General features: G+C 65.9%; 24 protein-coding genes and 1 pseudogene. 16 read left to right on the plus strand and 9 right to left on the minus strand.

The genetic code is table 11. From position 1 onward, the window contains the following. Positions 1 to 92 precede the first annotated feature (92 nt). Positions 93 to 674 (plus strand): lytic transglycosylase domain-containing protein, encoded by a 582-nt coding sequence (locus NG698_RS10955; protein WP_308216184.1) that lies wholly within the window; start codon positions 93 to 95, stop codon positions 672 to 674. A 39-nt stretch (positions 675 to 713) separates the two neighbouring features. Here NG698_RS10955 and NG698_RS10960 read toward each other — a convergent pair whose 3' ends face one another. From NG698_RS10960 to NG698_RS10975, 4 genes are all read right to left on the minus strand, one after another. Continuing rightward, positions 714 to 1,814, minus strand: a complete 1,101-nt coding sequence (locus NG698_RS10960; RefSeq protein WP_252600269.1) for a bifunctional glycosyltransferase family 2/GtrA family protein — start codon at positions 1,812 to 1,814, stop codon at positions 714 to 716. A gap of 8 nt (positions 1,815 to 1,822) precedes the next feature. Next, on the minus strand, positions 1,823 to 2,803 hold the full coding sequence (locus NG698_RS10965; protein WP_252609730.1) for a phosphodiester glycosidase family protein: 981 nt from the start codon (positions 2,801 to 2,803) through the stop codon (positions 1,823 to 1,825). Further along, positions 2,800 to 3,297, minus strand: a complete 498-nt coding sequence (locus tag NG698_RS10970) for a response regulator transcription factor (protein ID WP_252600271.1) — start codon at positions 3,295 to 3,297, stop codon at positions 2,800 to 2,802. Before NG698_RS10970 ends, NG698_RS10965 begins: the two co-directional genes overlap by 4 nt. Positions 3,298 to 3,430: 133 nt before the next feature. After that, the gene (locus NG698_RS10975) at positions 3,431 to 4,174 is read right to left on the minus strand and encodes an ANTAR domain-containing protein (protein ID WP_252600349.1); all 744 of its coding nucleotides are present in this window, start codon (positions 4,172 to 4,174) and stop codon (positions 3,431 to 3,433) included. Positions 4,175 to 4,714: 540 nt separating this feature from the next. Here NG698_RS10975 and NG698_RS10980 point away from each other — a divergent pair. The 7 genes from NG698_RS10980 to NG698_RS11010 all read left to right on the plus strand — a co-directional run bounded on the left by NG698_RS10980 (position 4,715) and on the right by NG698_RS11010 (position 11,561). Further along, a complete protein-coding gene (locus NG698_RS10980) occupies positions 4,715 to 5,173 on the plus strand; it encodes a hypothetical protein (protein WP_252609732.1) in 459 nt (152 codons plus the stop codon). A 93-nt stretch (positions 5,174 to 5,266) separates the two neighbouring features. After that, the gene (locus NG698_RS10985) at positions 5,267 to 6,109 is read left to right on the plus strand and encodes a hypothetical protein (RefSeq protein ID WP_252600273.1); all 843 of its coding nucleotides are present in this window, start codon (positions 5,267 to 5,269) and stop codon (positions 6,107 to 6,109) included. A gap of 1 nt (position 6,110) precedes the next feature. Then, positions 6,111 to 6,623, plus strand: a complete 513-nt coding sequence (locus tag NG698_RS10990; protein ID WP_252600274.1) for a hypothetical protein — start codon at positions 6,111 to 6,113, stop codon at positions 6,621 to 6,623. After that, on the plus strand, positions 6,620 to 7,927 hold the full coding sequence (locus NG698_RS10995) for an Ig-like domain-containing protein (RefSeq protein ID WP_252609734.1): 1,308 nt from the start codon (positions 6,620 to 6,622) through the stop codon (positions 7,925 to 7,927). The genes NG698_RS10990 and NG698_RS10995 overlap by 4 nt, the downstream gene beginning before the upstream one ends. Before the next feature lie 145 nt (positions 7,928 to 8,072). After that, a complete protein-coding gene (locus tag NG698_RS11000; protein WP_252609736.1) occupies positions 8,073 to 8,663 on the plus strand; it encodes an adenylate kinase in 591 nt (196 codons plus the stop codon). Then, a complete protein-coding gene (locus tag NG698_RS11005) occupies positions 8,660 to 9,532 on the plus strand; it encodes an NAD-dependent epimerase/dehydratase family protein (RefSeq protein WP_252609738.1) in 873 nt (290 codons plus the stop codon). The genes NG698_RS11000 and NG698_RS11005 overlap by 4 nt, the downstream gene beginning before the upstream one ends. A 190-nt stretch (positions 9,533 to 9,722) precedes the next feature. Then, positions 9,723 to 11,561 (plus strand): S8 family serine peptidase, encoded by a 1,839-nt coding sequence (locus NG698_RS11010; protein ID WP_252609740.1) that lies wholly within the window; start codon positions 9,723 to 9,725, stop codon positions 11,559 to 11,561. Here NG698_RS11010 and NG698_RS11015 read toward each other — a convergent pair. Then, entirely contained in the window at positions 11,558 to 12,391 is an 834-nt protein-coding gene (locus tag NG698_RS11015) for a FadR/GntR family transcriptional regulator (protein WP_252600278.1), read from the minus strand. The genes NG698_RS11010 and NG698_RS11015 overlap by 4 nt on opposite strands. 135 nt (positions 12,392 to 12,526) lie before the next feature. Between NG698_RS11015 and NG698_RS11020 the strand changes: the two genes are divergently transcribed. The 7 genes and pseudogenes from NG698_RS11020 to NG698_RS11050 all read left to right on the plus strand — a co-directional run bounded on the left by NG698_RS11020 (position 12,527) and on the right by NG698_RS11050 (position 19,621). Then, entirely contained in the window at positions 12,527 to 13,822 is a 1,296-nt protein-coding gene (locus NG698_RS11020; RefSeq protein WP_252600279.1) for an ABC transporter substrate-binding protein, read from the plus strand. Positions 13,823 to 13,953: 131 nt separating this feature from the next. Beyond that, on the plus strand, positions 13,954 to 14,895 hold the full coding sequence (locus tag NG698_RS11025; RefSeq protein ID WP_141141625.1) for a carbohydrate ABC transporter permease: 942 nt from the start codon (positions 13,954 to 13,956) through the stop codon (positions 14,893 to 14,895). Then, on the plus strand, positions 14,892 to 15,791 hold the full coding sequence (locus NG698_RS11030) for a carbohydrate ABC transporter permease (protein WP_252609742.1): 900 nt from the start codon (positions 14,892 to 14,894) through the stop codon (positions 15,789 to 15,791). Before NG698_RS11025 ends, NG698_RS11030 begins: the two co-directional genes overlap by 4 nt. A gap of 7 nt (positions 15,792 to 15,798) precedes the next feature. Further along, positions 15,799 to 16,947: a galactonate dehydratase gene (gene dgoD, locus NG698_RS11035; protein WP_252609743.1), complete on the plus strand. Its 1,149-nt coding sequence runs from the start codon at positions 15,799 to 15,801 to the stop codon at positions 16,945 to 16,947. A 5-nt stretch (positions 16,948 to 16,952) separates the two neighbouring features. Further along, on the plus strand, positions 16,953 to 17,654 hold the full coding sequence (locus NG698_RS11040; protein ID WP_252609745.1) for a bifunctional 4-hydroxy-2-oxoglutarate aldolase/2-dehydro-3-deoxy-phosphogluconate aldolase: 702 nt from the start codon (positions 16,953 to 16,955) through the stop codon (positions 17,652 to 17,654). After that, entirely contained in the window at positions 17,651 to 18,634 is a 984-nt protein-coding gene (locus tag NG698_RS11045; protein WP_252609746.1) for a sugar kinase, read from the plus strand. Before NG698_RS11040 ends, NG698_RS11045 begins: the two co-directional genes overlap by 4 nt. Positions 18,635 to 18,731: 97 nt before the next feature. Further along, positions 18,732 to 19,621 (plus strand): annotated as a pseudogene (locus tag NG698_RS11050) (helix-turn-helix transcriptional regulator). Positions 19,622 to 19,659: 38 nt separating this feature from the next. Here NG698_RS11050 and NG698_RS11055 read toward each other — a convergent pair. The 4 genes from NG698_RS11055 to NG698_RS11070 form a co-directional block, all read right to left on the minus strand. After that, the gene (locus NG698_RS11055; RefSeq protein ID WP_252600284.1) at positions 19,660 to 20,070 is read right to left on the minus strand and encodes a (R)-mandelonitrile lyase; all 411 of its coding nucleotides are present in this window, start codon (positions 20,068 to 20,070) and stop codon (positions 19,660 to 19,662) included. After that, positions 20,067 to 20,741, minus strand: a complete 675-nt coding sequence (locus NG698_RS11060) for an SDR family NAD(P)-dependent oxidoreductase (protein WP_252600285.1) — start codon at positions 20,739 to 20,741, stop codon at positions 20,067 to 20,069. The genes NG698_RS11055 and NG698_RS11060 overlap by 4 nt, the downstream gene beginning before the upstream one ends. 24 nt (positions 20,742 to 20,765) lie before the next feature. Beyond that, entirely contained in the window at positions 20,766 to 21,803 is a 1,038-nt protein-coding gene (locus NG698_RS11065; RefSeq protein ID WP_252600286.1) for a zinc-dependent alcohol dehydrogenase family protein, read from the minus strand. A 118-nt stretch (positions 21,804 to 21,921) separates the two neighbouring features. Beyond that, positions 21,922 to 23,031 carry a DNA alkylation repair protein gene (locus NG698_RS11070; RefSeq protein ID WP_252609747.1) on the minus strand — a complete coding sequence of 370 codons (1,110 nt, stop codon included), beginning with the start codon at positions 23,029 to 23,031 and terminating at the stop codon, positions 21,922 to 21,924. A gap of 129 nt (positions 23,032 to 23,160) precedes the next feature. Here NG698_RS11070 and NG698_RS11075 point away from each other — a divergent pair, with 129 nt between their 5' ends. Beyond that, complete coding sequence (locus NG698_RS11075; protein ID WP_374209915.1) at positions 23,161 to 23,940, plus strand: phosphatase PAP2 family protein; 780 nt, start codon at positions 23,161 to 23,163, stop codon at positions 23,938 to 23,940. Positions 23,941 to 23,945 lie beyond the last annotated feature (5 nt).

The following is a 23,945-nucleotide window of genomic DNA, read 5'->3' on the forward strand; positions in this document are numbered from 1 at the left end:
GGCAGTCCGGCGCGCCCGCCCGCGGGGCTCTTCCTCCTCCGCCACGGTCGGAGGCGAAATTCGACACGTCCTCCACCGGCCTTACAACTGCCGTGAATATCACTCGGAACGCGGACGCTGAGTGGCTCATCCTGGCTGCCGCACAAACCGGCATACCCGCCCGCGCGCTTCGGGCCTACGTGGGTGCGGCCAGCGCGGCCAATCATTCCGCTCCGACGTGTGGGATCGGCTGGAATACGGTGGCGGCGATCGGCTTCATCGAATCCGCCCACGGAGCTTACGGCGGCGGAAGACTGACTCCCGCGGGGCAGGCGAGTGGACCAATTGTCGGCCCGAGCCTGGACGGCAACGGATTTGCAGCCATCGCTGATACAGACGACGGCGTCCTAGATGGCGACGCTCGCTGGGACCGCGCCGTTGGACCCATGCAGTTCATCCCCTCCACCTGGGAGCTTGCGGGACTTGACGGGAACGGCGATGGAAATGCGGATCCCTTCAACATCGACGACGCCGCCCTCAGCGCGGCCGGTTACTTATGCGCCCATGGCCGCGACCTCACCGCCGCGAACGGCTGGACTAAGGCCATCTACTCCTACAACCAGTCCGATTCCTACGTGGACCAGGTGCGCCACCAGGCCACTTCCTATGCCGAGAAGACGGGCACCACCGGCTAAGGCAACGCGGCTGCTGCCCTCTCGCGCGCAGTACCTCGACTACCGGCGCAACGTCCCGGGGTGGTGGCCGCGGCTCAGGTCCAGAGCCTGATCCTCAGCCTCCCGTGCGGTGCCCCTGGCCGTGCGCCGGGAAAAGAGAAAGCGCTGCTGCACCACGTAACTGACGGCCAGGAGTGCGATTTCAGCCAGGATCTTCGCCGGAAGTGCCGCCACGGAGAGCGAGTCCTGGGCAGAGATGAGGCCGTAGTTGGCGGCCAGGAGAACAAGAACCAGGCTGAAATAGCGCAGGCCGGCAGCGGCCGCGGGCCTGTCCCGGCCGTGCTGGAACACCACCCCGCGGTTGACCAGGAAGTTCACCGTCGAGCTCACGGCCCGGGCCCCCACCACGGCCAGCAGTAGGGAGTCGGTCACCAGAGTCAGGAGCAGGAACATCACGGTGTCCACGAGAAACGCGGTGAAGGAGGACGCCAGGAACTTCAGCAGCGGCGCATAGATGCGGACCGAGTCCGCCACCGGCCGGAAATGGGACCCCGAATTATGGTCCAGATAGACCGTGGCGATGTCCACGGTGGTGATCACATAGCCGGACTGTTTGGCTTCCAGCAGGAGGTTCAGTTCGTATTCATAGCGCTCACCACGGACGGACCGCAGCCACGGGAGCATGGCAGCCGGGTAGCCGCGGAGGCCTGTCTGGGTGTCGGGAATGCACTCGCCGGTGGCCAGCCTGAACAGCAGCCGGGTGGCGCTGTTGCCGAATTTGCTGCGGGCCGGGACGTTGCCGGTGAAGTTCAGGGTCCCCAGCACCATGGCGGGAGAGCCGGGCTGCACCGCTGCCGCAACCCGAAAAATGTCCACGATGGTGTGCTGGCCGTCGCTGTCAGCACACACCACGTTCCGGTCCGGGAGGTGGTCGGCGATGAACCCGAACCCGGTCTTCAGCGCGAAGCCCTTTCCCCGGTTGCGGGAATACCCGATGACGTGGCACCCGAGTGCCTTGACGCCGTCGAACACGGCCTTGTACTCCGGCCCGCTGCCGTCATCAACCACCACCACGGTGGCCCACGGCTCGGCGTCGCGGATGGAACGGATCAGGGCCGGTAGCTGCTGGTCCGGCTCGTAGGCCGGGATCAGGATGATCATGGCGGGCCCTACCGCGCGATGTAGAGGATGTCGGAGGTGCCGCGTTCCTTGTTTTCGCCCAGCGGGTTGTTGACCAGTTCGCCGTTGAAGTACATGGTGGACGAGCCGCCGCCGTCGAGGTTGTACGCGGTGGTGGCGCCAAGGCCCTGCATGATTTCCGCCAGCCCGGTCATGGTGACGCCGGAGCTGTAACCGGGGCTGCGGCCGTCCACCACCACAAACACCAGGTGGTTCTCGTCGGTGATGCCGACGGCGGTGCGTGGCTGTTCGCCCTGGATGGAGTGGTTGCCGAAGTTGGTGTCCACCTCCACGTCCTCGACGCCCCCGGCCACTTCGCCGTTGTCCAGCAGGGACGGTCCGAAGGAGAGGGTGTTCCAGACGCCGTCGGCCAGCAGCTGCTCGGCGGTGGTGGCCGTTTCGTCGTAGACCCTGACGGTGCCGTCGCGGTAGAAGGCCAGGCCCTGGCGGGCGCCGTCGTCGCGGAACACCACGCCGTTGCGGATCACGATGCCGGTGTCGCGGAAGCCGTAGTAGTCGCCGTTGATGGCGAAGACCGCGTTGTTGGCCTCGGCGATGGTGGACGTGGTTTCGGTGATGTTCTCGCCGAAGCTGTTGTTGGCGAAGGCTGACTGGAGGGTGGTGGCATCGTCAAGCACGACGTTGGCAACGTAGTAGGTGACGGTGCTGTCGCCGCTGCCGGTGGTCACCGTGGAGATGCTGATGTTCGAGCTGTCCGACACGTAGGACGTGTCCGTGGTGACGGCGGTGGCGCTGGAATCAGTGGTGGTGGCCGCCGTCGTGCTTTGGCTGGTTCCCGCTTGGCTGGCCTGGTACGCGGAGACGTCCGAGATTTCCACGTGCTGGACCACAAAACGGTCCAGCGCCCAGGCCGTGGCACCGCCTGCCGAAAGCGTCAGGGCCACGGCCCCGGCGACGACGGCGCGCCGGACGCGGCTGCCCTTGCGTGGTTTGTTCTTGAGAGGAGTCATGCCTCATTTGTAGGCAGCCAAGCTAACGCTTCGATTTGCCGGTGCTGGGCTGGGAGTAGCGGAGGCGGGCGGCTTACGGCTGCCGTTGTGGCGTCGGCTTCTGGCGTCGGCTTCTGGCGGGCGGGGGCATCCGCCGGGCAGAGCTGCAGTGCGAGCTCCTGCAGTTCCTTGGGGTGGAACGGCTTGGTCAGGTAGGCGGCAGCGCCGGAGGCCATTCCGGCCAGGATGTCGTCCTCCTCGGACCTGGCCGTGAGGAACAGCAGGGGAGCGGTGCTTAACGCACGGATTGCCCGGGCTACGACGTGCCCGTCCATGTCCGGCAGGCCTAAGTCCAGGGTGATCAGAGAAACCGAGGGTTCCGCGGCCGCGGCAATTCCTTCGGCGCCGTTGGCCACCGAACGCACGGAAAAGCCTGCGCGGGTCAGGACCACCGTGATGAGACCGCGGATGTCGTCGTTGTCCTCGATGACAAGACAGATGCGTTTTGTTTCCATGAAAGCCCCTCAGCCAGCTTTGCCACCAGTGTACGGGGCCGGTGGGGTGGAAACGTCACAATGACATATTCCGCAAACCGCCCGCCGGTCGTCTTAGCCGTCACATCGCTGGCCGCCGGCGGTGGGGCCGGGTTCAGCCGTCGTAGTGGGTCCGGGCCGGCCCCTGGCCCAGCGCACTCACCACGGCCGCGGCGACGATATGCAGCTTGGAATTACGGGTGCTGGACGCCGCTTTGAGGAGCTCGAACGCGTCCTGCTGGCTGCACCGGTTCTGGGCCATGATAATGCCCACCGCCATGTCGATCACCGTGCGTGATTCGAGGGTGGCACGCAGATGCGCCGCAGTCTCGCTGTAATGCGCGAAACGCACCGCAAGCCGCAGGGCCAGGGAGGTCTGGCGGACGAAATCCTCCGCAGCTTTCAGGACGCGGCGTTCGAAGCGGGAGGTCCGGTGGGAGTAGAGGAGCAGGGTGGCTTTGGTTTCCCCCTCCAGCCGAAACGGGATGGCCAGGACTGACCGGATGCCTTGGTCCAGGACGGCTTCGCAGTATTCGGGCCAGCGCGCTTCGTCTTTCACGTCAGGAACATGGACCGTCACCTGTTCCAGCGAGGCAGCCATGCCCGGGCTTTGCTCGGACTGACATTCAATCTGGCTGACAGCGCGGGCAGCGGCGCCGCTGCTGGCAATGGTGGCCGCCTTGCGCTGACGCAGGAGAGTGATGCCGCACAGCACTTCGTCGCCGGGTTCGGAAAGGGTGCGGGCCGACACCCGGGCAAGCTCATCCAGGAACTCCTCCACGTCGGAGCTGTTGAGGAGTTCTTCGTGGAGGTGGTCGGTGATTGATGTAGCTGTTTTTGCTGTTGACTCGCTGGCCACGGTTCTTAGTGCCATTCGCTCAGGTCAAACGAACCGGTAACCCTCCGCATAACCCTGCCGTAGTGGCAAAAGGGTGGCGACGGTCGCTGGATCGACGAACTGTCCAACGGCCTGCTGCTAAACCGATATCCAGAAGTATATACAGGCCAGAGCTTGGGAAGCTCCACAAGGCGGCCAGGCCGGGGAGGACTCAAGTACTACTTGCTTACCGTGCTGGTGGCACCGCCGGAGGATCCGGCAGTGAGGCCTCTGGGCTTGAAACTACATGGAATGCGGCGGGTTCCCGAGCGCCCGCACGAAGAGTCCTTGCGCATCGGACACCTCACGCCTCGTCGACCAAAACTGAGTACCCTGCCCCTCATCCAAGAGATCGTGGCCGAGGAGGTCTGCAAAAGTCCAGTACTGCTACGCGTTGTTGGGACCAATGAGGCCGGGAAGTATGGGCGTCATCGATCAGCCGGAAGCAAGGTCCCTTAGTGGTTCCCGATGGCTGTGCGTCTCAGCATCTGTCTTTACCCCCAGCCCAAAGGAGTCTCTCTCATGCGCAAAATGACCAAGAAGAACAAGATCCTGGCAGCAGCCGGTGCCCTGGCACTGGTAGCCGGCGGCGGCGGGGCCGCCTACGCCTACTGGACCACCACCGGCGACGGCTCAGGATACGCTGCCAACTCGGCAGGCGGCGGCACGGTGACCCTGCACGCTGCGTTCGACCGCGGACTGACGCCCGGAGACTTCCGCACGGTGACGTACACGGCGGACAACGCCGACCCGAACACCAGCACCAGGGTGGGGGAGTTGACCGCTACCGTGACCACGGACAAAGAAGGCTGCCTTGCCGTCTGGTTCCCCGTCACCGCCGTAACTGACGACGCGCTCGTGGCAGCCCACTCGTCGGGGACCACAGTGGGCACCGGACGGCTGGACTTCACTGATCTTCCCGATACCGACCAGGAGGCCTGCAAGGGCGCCATCGTCACCATCACCGTTGGCAGCCTCTAACAATAGTCTTCGCCGGCGGGGAGGAGCAGAACCTCTCCGCCGGCGAATTCCACCTCCTCCCACTCAATTAAGAACAGGCCAGAAGGGCTGAACGTGCAGAATGATTCTGGGTACTTCCGCACAGTCATGCGAAGAACCACCACCGTAGCGAAGGTGCTGCTGGTGGGTCTTGTAGTGATGCTCGTTTCTGCGGGCACTATCTTCGCGGCCAGCCAGGGCGGGAGCCAGGGCAACAACACAAAGGGCGTCACCATCCAGGTGAATCCCTCCAGCCGGACGGTTGACCGGGGCGACCCGGTCAACTATTCGGTGTCCCTGACCTCCACCAACGGATTCAGCGGCAGCGTCACCCCCACTGTTTCGGGCCTGCCGGCCAGTACGACGGCGGCCTTCGCACCGGCGTCGGTGACGCTCGCGTCGGGCAAAACGGCTACCGTGACGCTGACGGTGGCGACGTCGGCCACCACTCCGGACGGCAAAGCGGACCTGACCATCGCCACCGCGGCCGGCGCCAGCCAAGCCGCCGGCGTCGTGGTCCAGCTGTACGTCCAGTCGTCCAAAAAAACCTTCAGTATTTCCGGAAACCTCGGTGAGCCGCTCACGCCGGGCGCCAAGATTGCGCTGAATCTTTCCTTCTCCAACCCCAACAACAAGAGCCTGGCACTGTCCAGCCTGTCGGTGACCATTGCCGGGATCACCCGGACCCGGGCTGCCGTTGCGGCGGGGCTCCCCTGTACAACGGCGGACTACGCGGTGACCAACTACAGCGGGGCCTATCCGCTCACGGTTCCTGTGGGGTCCAAATCGCTCCAGGAGCTCAACCAGGATTCGGCACAGTGGCCCCAAATCGCCATGCTGGACACGGCGCTGAACCAGGACGGCTGCAAGGGCGCAACCCTCCAGCTCTCCTACTCCGGAGCAGGAGAGGGGAACTGACATGACACGCACAACGAAAACCACCTCCCGACGGCTGGCTGCCAAGACTGCAGCAGCAACCGTCACCCTCTGCCTCGCCACGGGCGTGGGCGGAGCGTACGCCTACTGGGCCACGGTGGGTGCCGGATCCGGCGCCGCCACCAACGGCACCATGGCAACCGTCACCGTAGAGGCCCTCGTGGCGGGCGACAGCCCGCAGAACACCCTTGCCCCGGGCGGCACCGCCGATGTTGCCGTCCGGGCGCACAACCCCAACGGTTATGCCGTGCGGGTCTACGCCATCCGCGGCGATGGGGCCGCGACGGCGGTCGGCGACCCCACCGGCTGCCCCGCCACTGGCACCGGAGTGACGTTCGTTGATCCTGCGGCCCCGCTGGCCCCCACAGTGAGTATTCCGGCGAACTCGTCCGTGCTCATCACCCTGCAGGGCGCCGCCGCCATGTCCACGGCGTCGTTGTCAGGCTGCCAGGGCGCCACGTTCAGTCTGCCCGTCACTTTGGAGGCACGGAAATGAGCCGACTCATCCCTCCCAGGCGGCCGGTGGTTGAGCCTGTCGAAACCAGGCCACGACTGCTCCGCCCGAATCGCCAGGCCCGCATTGCCGGCGTTACGGCTGTAGCCCTCGTCATTTCCTGGGGCGCCCCGGCGGCCAACGCCTATTGGCAGACGCTGAGCAGCACCTCTGTCGGAGCTAAGGCTGACTCTCTCCAGGAATTGGCTGCGCCCACAGCATCCGCCTCGGCGGGTGCCGCGTCCGTTGGTTGGTTGACTCGCTCGACGACGGCGGGCCGGGCTGTCTCCGGTTACACCGTTGCGCGCTACTCGGCGGCGACCGGCGCCAAGGTTGCCGCCGGCGGAACCTGCGCGGGAACAGTTACCACGCCCATCACCACGCTGAGCTGCAGCGAAGCTGCCTTGCCTGCCGGAACCTGGTATTACACGGTTACACCTGTGCTCGGCTCATGGGCGGGGCCGGAGTCTGCCCGCAGTGTGGGAGTCTTCGTTGCTGATACGACGAAGCCGGACGCACCCTTGATCAGCGCTCCGGCAATAGTAAATAATGCCAACGTGACTGAGGTTCCGGTCAGCGTTACGGCTGAGCCGGGTTCATCGGTAACGGTCACTATTACTGATGCTCTGCCTGTTGCTACACGGCAGACGGTCTCGTACGTGCTGACGGCGGATGGCTCCAGTCAGACGACGAGCGTCAATCTCTCGACGCTGACGGACGGAATCGTTACTTACACGGCAGTTGCCACTGATGCCGCAGGCAACGTCAGTGACCCAAGAACGGCAACGTCTACCAAGGACTTGATTCCGACAGCGAAGGTCAGTCTGAGCAACGGCCCGGATGCGAACAAGAACAAGGTTGGCATCGCCGATCCAGGAGACAAACTAGTCCTCACCTACTCTGAGACGATGAACGCGTCGTCGATCTGTAGTGCATGGCAAAACAATTCGGCGAGCTACACGATCAACGGCAACGATGTAGTCAGCATTCAAATCAGCGCTGCGAAGGTTCTTACAGTGACTGCGGCCGGATGTTCACCTCTGCGCATTGGGAGCGTGTCCTTGGACGGCGTGTACACCGCCACTGCACCTCTTGTTTTCGGCGGTAGCGGCAGCAATGTTTCATCGATTGCATGGAACGGAACAGAGAAAACGCTGACTCTGACGTTGGGGAAGCTGACAAGCGGAAGTCAGGCGACGCTCGCGGCCGCAGAGGGCCAGCCAATGGTGGCACCACCAACCGGCGTTACCGACCTGACCGGAAACCAAGCTGTAGGCGCTGTGCCGCTGGCCAAATCCCGCTTCTAGACCCCCCCAATCCAGCGCCAGCCTCCGGCTCCCTTCCCGGAGGCTGGTGTTGTGCTGCGACTTGTGGGCAGAATGAAGCACAAGTTGGCGCTGCCGACAGTGGACCCGAGACCAGCCGGCAAGGATGCCGTGGAGGGACAGGAACATGACCAGACTGCTCATCATCGGGCCGCCGGGCTCAGGGAAAGGAACCCAAGCGGTGCAGATCGCCAAGCACTTCAGCATTCCGAACGTATCCACGGGCGAAATCTTCCGGATCAACGTCAGCCACGAGACGCCGCTGGGCGTAGAGGCCGCCAAGTATCTCGACGACGGCGCTTTTGTCCCGGACCATCTCACCAACGCCCTGGTCAAGGACCGGCTCCTCGACGCCGATCTGCAGCCCGGTTTCCTGCTGGACGGATACCCCAGGACAGCTCCCCAGATCATGGAACTGGACAACATACTGGCGTCCCAGGGCCACCGCCTCGACGCCGTGGTGGAACTCCGCGCACCGGATTCCGAACTGGAGCAACGGATGCTGCGGCGGGCCAAGGAACAAGGCCGGAAGGACGACACCATCGAAGTGTTCCGGCACCGGCTTGACCTCTACCACCGCGAAACCCACGAGGTCGTGGCGGTCTACGCCGGCCGGGGCATATTGGTTTCGGTGGATGGCAGCGGTGACCCAAGTGCCATCACCACACGTGCCATTACCGCCGTCGAAAAGTTCCTGGCCGCCCGGGTGTCCCCATGAGAATTGCAGTGACCGGCGGAAGCGGAAAACTCGGACGGCACGTGGTCCGCAGGCTGACCGACGACGGCCACCAGGTGTTGAACCTGGACCGGGCCGGGGAAAGGAGCCCCGGGCTGGCCATCGTGGACCTGCGCAACTATGGCCAGGTCCTTGACGTGTTCCTGGGTCTCGACGACCGGCATGACGGCTTCGACGCAATCGTCCATCTGGGAGCCATTCCCGCACCGGGCATGAGTCCGGATGCCGCCACCTTCGAGAACAACATGCTCTCGACCTACAACGTCTTCCAGGCGGCGCGCCGGGCCGGCATCAAGAAGGTGGTATACGCCTCCAGTGAGACGGTGCTGGGACTGCCGTTCGACGTCGACCCTCCCTACATCCCGGTGGATGAGGAATACCCGGCCCGGCCGGAGAGCACGTACTCACTCGTGAAGCACCTCGAGGAGCAGATGGCGATCCAGCTGACGCGCTGGGATCCGGAGCTGAGCATTGCGGGCCTGCGGTTCTCCAACGTCATGGATCCTGAGGACTACGAACGGTTCCCGTCGTTCGATTCGGACGCCTGTGCGCGGAAGTGGAACCTCTGGGGCTACATCGACGGGCGCGACGGCGCGCAGGCTGTGGCGCGTGCGCTGGAAAACGGCCAGCCCGGGTTCCAGGCTTTCATCATCGCGAACGCGGACACTGTCATGACGCGTTCCAGCGCCAGCCTCGCCGCGGAGGTGTTCCCCAACGTCACCGTCACCAAGGAACTGGGCGAACACGAGACCATGCTGTCGATCGACAAAGCCCGGCGCCTGTTGGGATTCGAGCCTGAACACACGTGGCGGACCTACCACTCCAACAGGACCACGCCCACGGAAGACTGAATCGCGGAAGACTGAACCCGAAAACAGGCCGCTTTGGAGGGTGGTCCCTCAAGAATTCCGCAGGCACCGAAGGGTTGGCGCAGGATCGGCTCAATTCGCCGCATCGGTGCGTGGCGGGCTCCTAATCTGGTGATAGGCGGGGATTTGTTGCCGCCAGCATCAGTCCAGACCGCCACGCTAGGACCCCACCATGCGCACCTTCCGTTTTGTGCTGCCCGCTGCCGCCATGCTGATTTCTGCCGTGGCACTGACCGCCTCGGGCCTGCCCGCCGGGGCCGTTGAGCCGACCCTTGCCCCCGCCGGCACCGACGCAAACGTCCGCTACCTGGTCCGCTACGCCGCCGAAACCGACGTCCCGGCCGAGGCGGCGCGCCTGAAAACGCAGGGCATCGGCGTCGGGCGTTCCTTTACGCACGCCCTGCGAGGCGCTGTGGTTACGGCGACGCCGGCGCAAGCCGCGGCATTGTCCCGCTCGGCAGGCGTCGCCTCGGTGGAGGTGGACGCCCCCATCACACTCTCCGCAACGCAGCAGCCCGCGCCATGGGGGTTGGACCGCGTGGACCAGCGGCCCCTGCCCCTCTCGGGTTCCTACACGTGGACCGCCGCCGGCGCCGGAGTCAGCGCTTACGTGGTGGATACCGGCGTGCTCGCCTCGCACACAGAGTTTGCCGGCCGCGTGGCAGCAGGCTGGACAGCAGTGGCCGATGGCCGCGGAGCCGGCGACTGCAACGGCCACGGCACCCATGTGGCCGGAACGGTGGCCGGAACCACCTACGGCGTGGCAAAGGCGGCGACGATCGTCCCCGTCAGGGTCCTGGACTGCTCCGGCTCCGGTTTCAACTCCGACGTTGTGGCCGGCCTGGACTGGATCGCCGGCAACCACGCCGCCGGAACGCTCGCCGTGGTGAACATGAGCCTGGGCGGGGCGGCCAGCGCGGCTGTGGATTCCGCGCTCCAGGGTGTCATCAACGACGGCGTCACGGCAGTGGTTGCCGCCGGCAACTCCGCCGCGGACGCCTGCGGGAGCTCGCCGGCGGGGCTCCCCGCAGCGGTCACCGTGGCGGCCAGCGATTCCGCCGACCGCCAGGCTTCCTTCTCCAACTTCGGTTCCTGCGTGGATCTGTATGCACCTGGCGTCGGCATTGTCTCCGCGTCGTACACCTCAACAACCGCAACCGCGTCCATGTCCGGCACATCCATGGCAGCGCCCCACACGGCAGGCGCCGCGGCGGTGCTGCTGTCCCAGAACCCGGCACTCACACCGGCCCAGATTGCTTCGGCGCTGACCTCGAACGCCACCGCCGGAGTCATCACGGGCACCGGGACCGGCACGCCGAACCGCCTGGTGTACGCGGCGGCACCCGCACCGGCACCGGCACCCGTGGCGCCCGCCCCCACTGTTACGGCCAAATCACCCGCAGCACAGTCGACGGCGGTACCCGTGGCCAGCAACGTGACGGCCACGTTCAGCAAGGCCGTCCAGGGTGTTGGTGCCGGAACATTTGTGCTCCGGAACGCCGCCGGCACCGCCATCCCGGCAACGGTCAGCTACGACGCGACAACGAAAACGGCCACCCTCGATCCCTCCGCCAACCTGGCCGCGGACGTCACCTTCACGGCGACGCTGGTGGGCGGCGCCACCGCCATCCGCGACACCGCGGGCACGCCCTTGGCCAGCACGAGCTGGACGTTCACCACCGGCCCGGCGCCCACGGTCACAGGGTTCACGCCGGGCAGCAACTCCCTCCTGGTCCGGCGGAACAACAACCTGTCGGTGACCTTCAGTGAGCCGGTCCAGGGTGTCAGCACCGCCACGTTCACGGTGAAGAACGCGGCCACCGGGGCTCTGGTCCCGGCTGCCGTCTTCCGCAACGGCACCACCAATCAGTGGATCCTGGACCCGCAGAACACTCTGGCAGCGAAGACGAAATACATGGTGACCGTAAGCGGCGGCGGGACGTCCATCCGGGACCTAGCAGGCAATCAGTTGGCCACGAAGACGTGGCAGTTCACCACGGGTTCGTTCTAGCTGTCGGTTGTGGAAAGGGAGGCCGACGGCGGCAATTGGGGGGCGCCGTCGGCCCCTGTTGTGTGCCGCGGGGTTGTGTGCTGAGGGGAAGCATCCGGCGACTTGCCATGGTTGTGCTCGGACCAGATATGGCCCACTTCCTCAGCGAACTGTTCCACGATCCTGCTCATGGCGGCATGGGCGGCGCCGGCCTCACCGCGCTGGATGGCGCTGGCCACGTCAACGTGAAGCTGAAGTGCTTCGTGGTGCGGCAGGTCTGGCATCAGGCCGTGTTCCGTCCGGCCGGTGAGGACCTCGGCCACAAGATTCTGGAGCTGGGCAAACATGGCGTTGCCGGAAGCCTTGAGTACGGCGGCATGGAACTCCACGTCCAGCCGGAGGAACTCCTCCTGCTCTCCGCGCTGGCCGGCCGCCCACAGCCGCGCGGCCAGGGAGACCAGGTCGCTCCCGGCATCCCACGACGCCCGCTCGGCCGCGAGCCGGGCAGCCTGTGGTTCGATCGCGCCACGGAGTTCGTTGAGGGCCTGAAGCTGCTCCAGCCGCCGGGACGAGGCCAGCCGCCAGCGGATCACCTGGGGATCGTAAAGGTTCCAGGCCTCTTCGGGCTGTACCACGGTGCCGAACCGCCGACGGGATGCCAGCATGCCTTTGGATGACAGAACCCGGGCGGCTTCCCGGACCACGGACCGGGATACCTTGTGCTGCGCCTCCAGCTCGTCCAGCCGCACCACCGAATTCGGCGCGAGGGACCCCTCGGCAATGGCGAGCCCCAAACTCTGGACCAACGCGGTATGCCGGTCGGTAGGGGACTCCGCCTTTGGGGTTTTCATAGATAAATCATACTGGTTGCCAAAAGGGGTTGTTTAAGTCTGCCTTATTTACCTATGCTCTCTTCCAGAGCAGATGTAAAGATGCATTTGTAGATGGCTGGACAGTGACGTCAGCCTCGAAGCAAGGGAGTCGTCATGAAGCGACGTTCAGTAATGAAGTACGCGGCAGTCGCCGCGGCATTTTCCATGGGGCTGACAGCCTGCGGCGGCGGCAGCGGCAGCAGCGACGCCAAGGAATCCGGCATCGTCCGGGTAACTCTCGCAAATCACGTCTGGACCGAAGGCATCAAGGCCGCCATCCCGGAATTTGAGAAGTCCTCCGGGCTCAAGGTGGAACTGACGCAGCTCGGCGAAGACCAGCTCTCGGACCAGTACAACGTCAAGCTAAACGCAGGCAGCGACGAGATCGACGTGATGATGTACCGCCCGCTCCAGGAAGGCAAGGCGTTCGCGAAGAACGGCTACCTCGCGGACCTGACCAGCAAGGTCTCCTCGGATTCCGGCTGGGACTGGAAGGACTACCAGGAGGGCCCGGTCAAGGCCACCACCGCTGACGGCAAGGTTGTTGGCGTCCCCATCATCACCGAGCGCGAAGTCCTCTACTACCGCAAGGACCTGCTGAAGGCCGCCGGCCTTGAGGTCCCCAAGACCATGGAGGAGCTTGAAGCGGCCGCCAAGGCCATCAAGGAAGCCAACCCGGACACCGCCGGTTTTGTGGCCCGCACCGGCAAGTCCGCCGCCGTCACCCAGTTCTCCAGCTTCCTGTACAGCTTCGGCGGCGACTTCACCGATTCCAGCGGCAAGTCCACCGTCAACTCGGCAGCTGCCAAAGAGGCCTATGCCTTCTACGGCGGCCTGATCAAGAACTACGGTCCCGCTAACGTCAGCACGGACATGAGCTGGCCCGAAGCGATGGCCATCTTCACCCAGGGCAAGGCCGCCTTCTACACCGAGGCGGACTCGCTCTACAAGAACGCCACCGATCCGGCCAAGTCCAAGGTTGCCGAGACTGTCGGGTTCGCCGCACTGCCCGCCGGTCCCGCCGGTTCCAAGCCGTACAACATCCCGTCCTGGGGCCTGGCAGTGAACGAGGCTTCGGGCAACCAGGACAACGCCTGGAAGTTCATCCAGTGGGCCACCAGCAAGGAACGCACCCTGGCCGCACAGAAGGCCGGCGTCCCCGGACCCCGCGCCTCCGTCTGGGCTGACTCAGCCGGAACTTCCACGTACCCGAAGGACCTGGCCGAAGCCATTGCCGCCAGCGCCAAAAACGGTGTGGGCCACGACCGTCCCGAGGTAGTCACCGTTGGCAAGGCCCGCGAAATCGTGGGCGAGCCGATCGTTGCCAGCATCACCGGCGCCGACGCTTCCGCCGCAGCAGACTCGGCCCACGTGGCCTTCCAGAAGTTCCTGGACAGCGAAAAGAAATAACGCACGCAGTGCACGGGGCCTCAGCCAATGAGGCCCGGTGTACGCAACAGCCCCGGCGGGACGGCAGTGACGCTGCCGTCCCGCCCCGGCCATTCTTCACCCCCCAACTCCTTAGGTGAACCATGTCTGTAATGACTCCTCCCCGCAGCGCAGCCCGGAACGCAGGCCGTGCTCCCGGTGCCCGGGAAAAATTCTCTGACTGGGCCAACCGGCACCGCAAATGGCTCTTCGCAGCCCCGGCGATGGCCTTCGTCGGCGTCCTGATCATCTTCCCGCTGGCCTGGACGCTGTACCTGAGCCTCACCGATTCGCAGGGCTCCGTCCGCGCAGCCACCGAATTCATCGGCCTGGAAAACTACCTGACGGTCCTGTCCGACGTCGAACGCTTCTGGCCCGCTGTGGGCCGCACACTCACCTTCACCGGCATCGCCCTGGTCTGCGAAGTGGCACTCGGCATGGGCATCGCCCTGCTGCTGTGGCGGCCCTTCCGCGGCGAAAAGTGGGTCCGCGTGGCCATCCTGCTGCCGCTCGTGGCAACCCCGGTAGCCGTCGGCATGATGTGGCGGCTGATCTTCGACCCCAACATCGGGTTCGCGAACCAGCTGCTCGCCGCTGTGGGCATCCCCGCCCAGCCCTGGCTCTCCGGCCAGGACACCGCGCTCGGCACCACCATCTTCATGGACGTGTGGCAGTGGACCCCCATGGTGGTCCTGATCCTGCTCGCTGGCCTGACCTCCCTCTCCGAGGAGCCCGACGAGGCGGCACGCATGGACGGAGCCAACGCGTTCCAGCGCTTTTTCTTCATCACGCTGCCCCTGATGATGCCCACGGTGATTGTGGCCATCCTCCTCCGGGGCATCGACGCCCTGAAGACCTTCGACATCCTGTACGCCACCAAGGGCAAGGGAGGCGGGTCCTTCCACGAAGTGGAGACCCTGAACGTCTACGCCTACGGGCTGAGCTTCGACTACAACCAGTACGGGCTGTCCTCCGCGGTGCTGATCCTGTTCTTCATGATCATCATCGGCTCCATGTGGCTGCTGACCATGCGCAAGAAAGCGGTAAGCAAATGACCGTCCTGAACGAAAACACCAAAACCCAAACGTCCGCCGGGCAGCCCCGGCATCCCCGGCCGGTCCGCCGCCCGAAGAAGCCCCTCGGCACCCGCGCCTACAAGGTCTTCCGCGTCGCGGCCCTGATCGCCGTCGTGCTGTTCCTGGTCGCGCCGCTGTTCTGGATGCTGCTGGCCTCACTGAAGACCAACGTTGACATCTACGACACCGCCAAATCGTTCATTTTCAGCCCCACGTTCGAGAACTACGCAAACGTGCTGCAGCGCAACAACTACTTCGTCTTCATCTTCAACAGCTTCTGGGTGGCCTTTGTCTCCACGGCCCTCTCGCTGGTGCTGGGCGTCCCGGCTGCGTACGCCATGAGCCGGTTCACCATGCACCGCTCAGCCCTGGTGGTCCTGATGGCCCGCGTCATCCCGGGTGTTTCCCTGCTGGTGCCCTGGTACTACGTGTTCTCCAACCTGAAAATGGTAGGTGGGTTCGAGGTACTGATCCTCAGCCACATGTTCGTTGCCCTGCCGCTGATCGTGTACATCATGATGAGCTACTTCGATTCGCTCCCGCTGGAGCTGGAGGAATCGGCGCAGGTGGACGGACTGACGCCGATCGGCGCGTTCCAGCGCATCACGCTGCCGCTGTCCGTGGCCGGCATGGCCACCGCCGGCATCCTGTCCTTCATCTTTTCCTGGAACAACTTCATGTTCGCCCTGGTGCTCTCCGGGTCCAAGACCAAGACGCTTCCCGTTGCCATCTTCGACTTTGTCTCCTACGCCAGCATCGACTGGGGCGGGCTGATGGCGGCCGCCACCGTGGTGACCATCCCCATCATGATCATTGCGCTCTTCACGCAGAAGTACATCGTCTCCGGCATGACCGCCGGAGCTACCAAGGGCTAGGTCCGGTATGACACTCATCAGCAGAATTGAAACCTTCCTCGTCGCGCCGCGCTGGCTGTTTGTCCGGATCGAGACGGAGAGCGGGATTGTCGGCTGGGGCGAGGCAACCTGCGAGGGGCGCAGCGAAACGGTCCGCACCGCCGTCGGCCAGCTCTCGGAGCTGCTGATCGGCAACGACGCCCTCCGGATCGAAGACCACTGGCAGGTCATGACCAAGGGTTCCTTCTACCGCGGCGGACCCATCCTGGCCAGTGCCGTCTCCGGGCTGGACCAGGCACTGTGGGACATCGCGGGCAAGCACTTCAACACCCCCGTGCACCAGCTCCTGGGCGGCCACGTCCGCGACAGGATCCGGATGTACGGCTGGGTGGGCGGGGACGAGCCGAACGAGGTGGCGGACCAGATCAGCGCCCAGCTGGAAGTGGGCCTGACCGCCGTCAAGATGAATGCCAGCGGCCGGATGAGCCCCGTCGCCTCGGTGGCCGAGATCGACGGCGTCGTCCGCCGTGTTGCCGCGGCCCGCGAGGTGCTGGGGGACCACCGCGACGTCGCGGTGGACTTCCACGGCCGCTTCAGCCTGGCCAACGCCCGCCGGGTGGCGCCGCTGCTGGAACCGTACCGGCCGTTCTTCCTCGAAGAACCCATGGTCCCGGAAAACACGCACCTGCTGCGCGAATTCACCTCTTCAACCACGACGCCGGTTTCCACCGGTGAGCGGCTCTACAGCCGGCAGGAATTCCTGCCCGCACTGCAGGCAGGAATCGCCGTGGCCCAGCCTGACCTGTCACACGCCGGCGGGATCACCGAGGTCCGCAAGATCGCCTCGCTCGCCGAAATCTACGACGTCCAGCTGGCACCGCACTGCCCGCTGGGGCCGCTGGCCCTGGCAGCGTGCCTGCAGGTGGGCTTCGCGACGCCCAACTTCCTGATCCAGGAACAGAGCATCGGCATCCACTACAACAAGGGCGCCGAAGTCCTGGACTACGTGGTGGACAAGTCCCCGCTGAAGTTCGTGGACGGCCACATTGAACGGCTGACCGGTCCCGGCCTCGGCATTGAAATCGACGAGGCCGTGGTCCGCGCGGCGGACAAGCGCGGCCACGCCTGGCGCGGGCCGGTCTGGCGCCACTCGGACGGAGCATTTGCAGAATGGTAAACAACATGACTGACAGCACGGACATCACGCCCGAAAGCCTGCTGGCCGGAATCCGGGAGTCGCGGCTCGTGGGAATCGTGCGCGGTACCGACGGCAAGGCCGCGGCGCAGGCCGCCCTCGCCGCGATGGCGGAAGGGTTCAGATTCGTCGAGATCGCACTGACCACGCCGGGGGCGCTGGATGCCATCCGCGAGGTCCGCGCCGCCGCACCGGCCGGCTGCTACGTCGGCGGCGGAACCGTCCTGACCGTGCAAGACGTGGACAACGTCGCCGGGGCCGGCGGCCAGTTTATGGTTACGCCGTCCCTGGCCGCATCCATCCACGAATCGGCGCGGCAGGGAATCCCCGTCCTGGCGGGCGCCCTGACGCCCAGCGAGGCGTACGAAGCGATGAACCGCGGGGCCACCGCCATCAAACTGTTCCCCGCCTCCATCGGCGGCCCCGGCTATCTCAAGGCGCTGCGCGATCCCTTCCCCGGGATCCCGTTTATCGCCGTCGGCGGCGTGGGCCTGGACGAGGCCGCGGGTTACTGGGAAGCCGGCGCGATCGCCGTCGGGCTTGGCGGGCCGCTGTTCGGTGATGTCGGCTCCGGCGGTGACCTCGCGCCGACGCGCGGGCGTGCCCGCGCGTTTGTGGACCTGGCGGACTCCTTTGCCCGCCGAACGGCCGCAGCGGCCGTAGCGACCGCCGCAGCGGGCGTGCGGTGAGCGCCGCCGTCGACCTTCTGACCTTCGGCGAGTCCATGGTGTCGCTGCGGTCCGCCGGTCCGCTGTCCGCCGGCGGAAGCTTGGCCATGCACGTGGCCGGTGCCGAATCGAACGTCGCCGTGGGGGTTGCGCGGCTAGGACACACAGTCACGTGGGCCGGTGCAGTTGGCGCCGATCCGCACGGCGAATTCATCCTGCGGCAGCTCCGCTCCGAGGACATCGGGACGCAGTGCCGGGTGGATCCGTCCCGCAGCACGGGCGTGATGTTCCTCGAACAGCGGACCGCGGACGTCACCCGGGCCTTCTACTACCGCGCCGGTTCGGCTGGTTCCACCGTCAGCCGGGACGACGTGGACAGTGCCCTCGGTGCCAGCCCGCGCGTGCTGCACCTGACCGGCATCACCCCCGCGCTCAGCCCGGAAGCCCGGAAGGCGTTTGAATACGCTGCCGAGCGCGCCGCCGCCGACGGAGTGGTGGTCTCCCTCGACGTCAATTACCGCAGCCGGCTCTGGACCCGGGACGAGGCCCGAACCGTGCTGGGCCCCATCGCGCGGCACGCCGACATCCTGATAGCGTCCGACGACGAACTGGACCTCGTGGCGTCCGCCGCCTTGAGCGGCTCCGATTCCCTGGGGTACGACGACGCCGAAACCGTGCTCGCTGCCTCGTTGCTGGAGCAGGGGGTTGGGGAAGTCGTGGTCAAGCGGGGAGCAGCCGGCGCCGGCGTCCATACCGCCTCCGGACGGTTCGAGGCGCCCGCCGTCACGGTGACAAGCATTGATACCGTGGGCGCGGGGGACGCCTTCACAGCCGGCTACCTCTCTGCCCTGCTCGACGGTGAGGACGTTGCCGGCCGCCTGCAACGCGGCGCCGTTATGGGGGCTTTCGCCGTCAGCACTGCCGGTGACTGGGAGGGCCTGCCCAGCCGGGCCGAGCTCGCCATGCTGGGCGCCACCGCCAGCGGAACCACCCAGCGGTAGCTGCCGGGTCGTGGCTGGGCTTGCCTTCCCCGGGCGCGGAGCAGGCAGGTACTGACAGTGCCTGCCGCCCGGGACCGCGGGCGCTTACCGTAGGGGTATGGGAGACGTGCGCGCGGACATAAAAGAGTTTCTAAGTTCCAGGCGGGCGCGGATTTCGCCCGAGGAAGCCGGGTTGCCTGCGTACGGCGGGAATCGGCGGGTCGCCGGCCTGAGGCGTGAGGAAGTGGCGATGCTGGCCGGTTTGTCAGTGGACTACTACGTGCGCCTGGAGCGCGGCAACCTCGCCGGGGCGTCCGAAAGCGTGCTGGATGCCCTCGCACGCACGCTGAAGCTGGACGAAGCCGAGCGGGAGCATCTTTTTGACCTCGCCCGCGCCGCCGGGCCGGCTCGCAGGAGGCGCAGCAAGCCGTCCGGTACTGTCCGCCCTGAAGTGCAGCAGGTCCTCGATGCAATGGCTGACGCGCCGGCGTGGGTCCGCAACGGCCGCCACGACATCCTGCAGCAAACCGGATGGGGCGGGCCCTTTACTCACCTGTTTTCAAAAGCGCGCACCGCCCCGTGAACACCACCCGGTTTACGTACCTTGACCCGGCAGCCCGGGAGTTCTGGCGAGATTACGATCAGATCGCCAACGATGCCGCAGCGATGCTGCGGCTTGAAGCAGGCCGGCATCCGCACGACCCCGAACTCATCCGGCTGGTCGGCGAGCTGTCCACGCAGAGCGAGCTGTTCAGGGACCGGTGGGCTTCCCGGGATGTCGTCTTCCACCGCAGCGGGCTTAAGCGGCTGCACCACCCGGTGGTGGGTGACCTGGATTTGAACTACCAGTCCATGGAGCTGCCCAGCGAGCCGGGCCTGGTGCTGAACGTGTACACCGCGCCCGCCGGTTCCCCGACGGCTGACGCCTTGCAGCTCTTGGCCTCCTGGGCTGCCACGCACGATGACGAGTTCGCCGAACCATCACCAACTGCCAAGCACCCGCAGTAACGCCGCGCTGCGGCCCTAGTGCGGGTGCCTGTCGTCTTCTACTTCGTCGAGGGGTATTCGTCGGCCGTGAGCTTGGCGCCCCAGACCGTTTCGGCCTCGTCGCTGTCCACTGGTGCTTCCCACAGGGCGAGGTGGCACATGAAGTTGCCTTCCGTCGCACCGTGCCAGTGCCACTCACCCGCGGGCGTGTAGACCGTATCGCCGGGCTGCAGCTCGATCAGCTCTTCCCCACGCGATTGCACATACCCGATGCCTTCCGTGACGTGCAGGGTCTGCCCGACGGCGTGCTTGTGCCAGGCGGTGTGCGCGCCAGGAGTGAAGCGAACCAGATTCAGCCGGGCACGGGACGGTTGCTGGCCGGAGTAGTACGCGTTGAAGTAGACGTCGCCGGTAAACCAGTCATCGGGTCCCTTGACGGTGGGCGTTTTCGGTTGCTTCTGCGTGCTCATGGTTGTTCTCCTCCGATGTCCGTGCTGAGGCTGACGTCCCGCCATTGGTCCAGTTCCGTGCGCTGTGCCTGGGCGACGGCGCCGAACAAGTCAAAAGCGTCGCTGCCGAGCACCAGCAGGGACGGCGGGTTCGGGCTCGCGGCGACCGCCAGGATGGCTTCCGCCGCCTTGGCGGGGTCGCCCGGCTGGGTGCCGTGGACCGTGTCGTTCTCCTTGCGCCGCTTCCCGGCCGTCTCCGCGTAGTCCTTGATCGGCGTGGCCGACTGGGTCAGCGAGCGGCCCGCGAAGTCGGTGCGGAACGCGCCGGGCTCGATGACGGTGACGTTGATTCCGAGTGGCTTCAGTTCCTTGTGGAGGGAGCCGGACAGGCCCTCCAGGGCTGCCTTGCTGGCGGAGTAGTATCCGGATCCGGCCGGTGAGATGCGCGCCCCGATGGAGGAGATGTTCAGGATGGACCCGGCCCTGTTGGCGCGCATGCCGGGGAGTACTGCTTTGATCATGCTGACGGCGCCGAAAAAGTTGGTGTCGAACAATTGCCGGATCTCGGCGTCGTCGGCCTCTTCAACCGCGGCACGGTAACCGTAGCCGGCGTTGTGGCCGTTCGCAAGCACGGTTTGGGCGAGCGCGCGGCCGAGTCCGGTCGAGCAGCCTGTGATGAGCCAGGTAGCCATGGTTGTTTCCTTTCGAGGGTGGCGCTACGGACGGACCAGGACCTTCAGGGCCTCGCGGGAATCCATGGCGCGGTAGCCGTCGGGGACCTCGTTCAGGTTGATGGTCCGGTCGAACACCTTGCCCGGGTTGACGGTGCCGTCAAGGACGCCGGGCAGGAGCGTCTCGATGTAGGCGCGGACCGGGGCAGGGCCGCCGGTGAGCGTGATGTTCGGGCCGAACATCGAGCCGAAGCCGATCGGAGCGTCCTCGTACTGGGGCACGCCCACCCGGCTGATGACGCCGCCAGGGCGGATGACGCCGAGGGCCTGGTCGTACGCCGGGCGGTGCCCCACGCACTCAAGTACGGTGTGCGTTCCGTCGCCGCCGCTGAGCTCGCGCACCTTCTCGATGCCGGCCTCACCGCGTTCGGCGACGACGTCGGTGGCGCCGTATTCGATGCCCAGGTCGGTGCGGGCCTTGTGCCGGCCCATCAGGATGATCTGCTCGGCACCGAGCTGCTTGGCGGACAGCACCGCCATCAGCCCGACGGCGCCGTCACCGATGACCGTGACAGTGGTCCGGGCGTTGACGCCTGCCTTGATGGCGGCGTGGTAGCCGGTGCCGTAGACGTCGGAGAGGGTCAGCAGCGACGGCAGCAGCTCGCTGTCCTCACCCACAGGGGCATTGACCAGGGTGCCGTCGGCGAACGGGACACGGATGGCCTCGGCCTGGGCGCCGCCGATTCCGTTCGAGGCCCAGAACCCGCCGTGGCGGCAGGAGGTCTGCAGGCCTTCACGGCAGAAGACGCAGGTACCGTCGGACCAGGCGAACGGGGCGATGACGAAGTCCCCCTTCTTCAGGGTGGACACGTCCTTGCCTGTTTCCTCCACGACGCCGATGAACTCGTGGCCCATGGGGCTGCCCTGCCTGGACGAGGGCATGCCGTGGTAGGGGTGCAGGTCGGAGCCGCAGATACAGGAATTGACGATCCGCACGATCGCGTCGGTCGAATTCTGGATGACGGGATCGGGCACGTTCTCCACGCGCACGTCGCCGGCGCCATACATGATGGTTGCTCGCATTTTCGTTTCCTCATCACTTCGTCAGGGGCAGGAGCCCGGGTGTTCCTCCACTAGCCAACCGCACATTCCGCATGTGTGGGAGTGGCTGTTGATACAGGTACCGGCAGTGCCTCCCACCTCAGAGGTGCAGCTCAAACTCCGTGTGCCCGTGCCGGATCCCGTTGATTTGCAGCTCAAGGGCGTGGATCCCCGGGTGGTGCACCCGGGTGGTCATCTGACGGAAGGCATGACGCTTCGAGAGGGTACGGGTCTCACCCGCGGCGAGGGTGAGCGCCGCGATCTTGAAGACCTTGGCCGATTGCGTGCCGTTGGCTTTGACGTAATGGACCACGTAGTCAACCGCCAGCCGGGCATCGCCGTTTCCGGTGTTGGCGATCTCGAAGTCGAAAGCAAGTTCACCCGGCAGGGCCACGTAGTTCCGGTCCAGCCGCGGCCCCGTGACAGCGAGCGACGCCGGCACGAACCCCTGCAGGGCCAGCGCTCCCGGGTGCGCATTCTTGATCAGGGTCCGCAGGCCGTGCCTGACCACCCATGCGGTGTTGGCGTCCGGCGCGGACAGCCAGCGCGCCGCCGTCGCCACCACTACCTTTGGTGCGTGCCGCGCCAGGTCGTTGAGGTGGTTGGCTACCGAGCGCCGCAAGTACTCCGAAGGATCCCGGTACAGGGCGTCCAGAACCGGGAGGGACGCCTCCGGGTGAAGCACGACGGCGGGTACCCGCACCGCCCAGGGGAGGTACGGCCGCGTCCCCTCGCTGGCCAGCCGCCGGACATGCTCGTCCGGATGCCCGGTCCAGCCCTGGATGATCTCGAGGGAACGCTCCAGGTCCGCGGCCAGCAGCCGGCGAATGGCGAACTCGCCCGTGAGCCTCGGGGTCAGTTCGGCCAGAAGGGCCAGGCAGTCGTCAAAGTAGGGTGAAGTGCCTGATTCGAGGGCAAGCGTGACGGCCGTTTCGGATACCGGCCAGAGGATCCAGCCCGTGAAACCGGCGCCGGAAAGGGCGCTCCGGAAGATGCGTGCCGCCGTCGGGTATCCCGGATCCGGAAGCTGCCGCACATCCGCCAGCAACGCACTGCTCACCGCATCCGTCCGGCTGCGCAGGCTCAACTCGTCCAAGTGTGCGGCGGCAGCAGCCACTTGCGGCCAGCCCGATCCCGGAGCGGCCGCAGCCAGGATCCCGGCCAGTGTTTCCACGCCCTGCCGGTTGATCAGCTCATTCATCGCGCCCATTGAGACAGGCTACCCCCGCGGGCTGACATGCCCGCCGCAGGGCCAACGACGGGCAGAGCAGGCCAACGCCGGGCAGAAGGGATAATCTTCACCTTAGGCACTCCTTAACGGCGCACGGACGGACACACAGTGGCAGAGCAGGCAGGCAAGAACAGTCTTTGGCGGACCTTCCATGACAAGTTCGTGGTGGAGGAACGCTTCATGGAACCGGCCGCGCGGAAGGCTTTGTACCGGACGGCGGTGGTGCTCATCAGCGTGGGGGCCCTGCTGTTCGTCGCGACGCTGGTGGGCGTCCTGCAGAGCGGTACCGGCCCCTGGGGTCCCGACGAATCCATCCGCGACTGGCTGCTCTCGCTCCGGTCCGAGACCCTCACTGCCGTGATGATCTTCCTCGCGGTGGTCTTCGGCCCGGTCGCCCTGCCCATCATCGTGCTGGTGGTGACGGTGGTCTGGGGGTTCGCGGCCAAGCACGCCTGGCGGCCCATTATGCTCGCCGCCGCCATGCTCACCGGCGTCGTGATATCGCAGATCATCCTGGCGATCGTCCAGCGCTCGCGGCCCCCTGTGGAACTGATGCTGTTCGGCGCCGACCACACCTTCTCGTTCCCGTCCGGCCACGTCCTGGGTGCCTGCGACTTCCTGCTAGTGACCGCCTTCCTGGTCTTCTCGCGACGGGAAAACCCGACGTCGGCCGTCTTCGGCTTCGTTGGTGCGGGCATCGGCATAGTTCTCGCCGCGGTGAGCCGCCTGTACCTTGGCTACCACTGGCTCAGCGACGCGCTGGCCTCGATGACGCTCTCGCTTCTGATCCTCGGTGCCGTCATCGCCCTGGATACGTGGCGGACCGCCAGGATCCCCGGCGAACGGATCACGGGCGAACTCTCCAAAGCGGACGCGCCGGGCGACTAGCCGCG

Origin of the sequence: Pseudarthrobacter raffinosi (assembly GCF_023913735.1) — a bacterium.
Classification (GTDB): Bacteria; Actinomycetota; Actinomycetes; order Actinomycetales; family Micrococcaceae; genus Arthrobacter; species Arthrobacter raffinosi.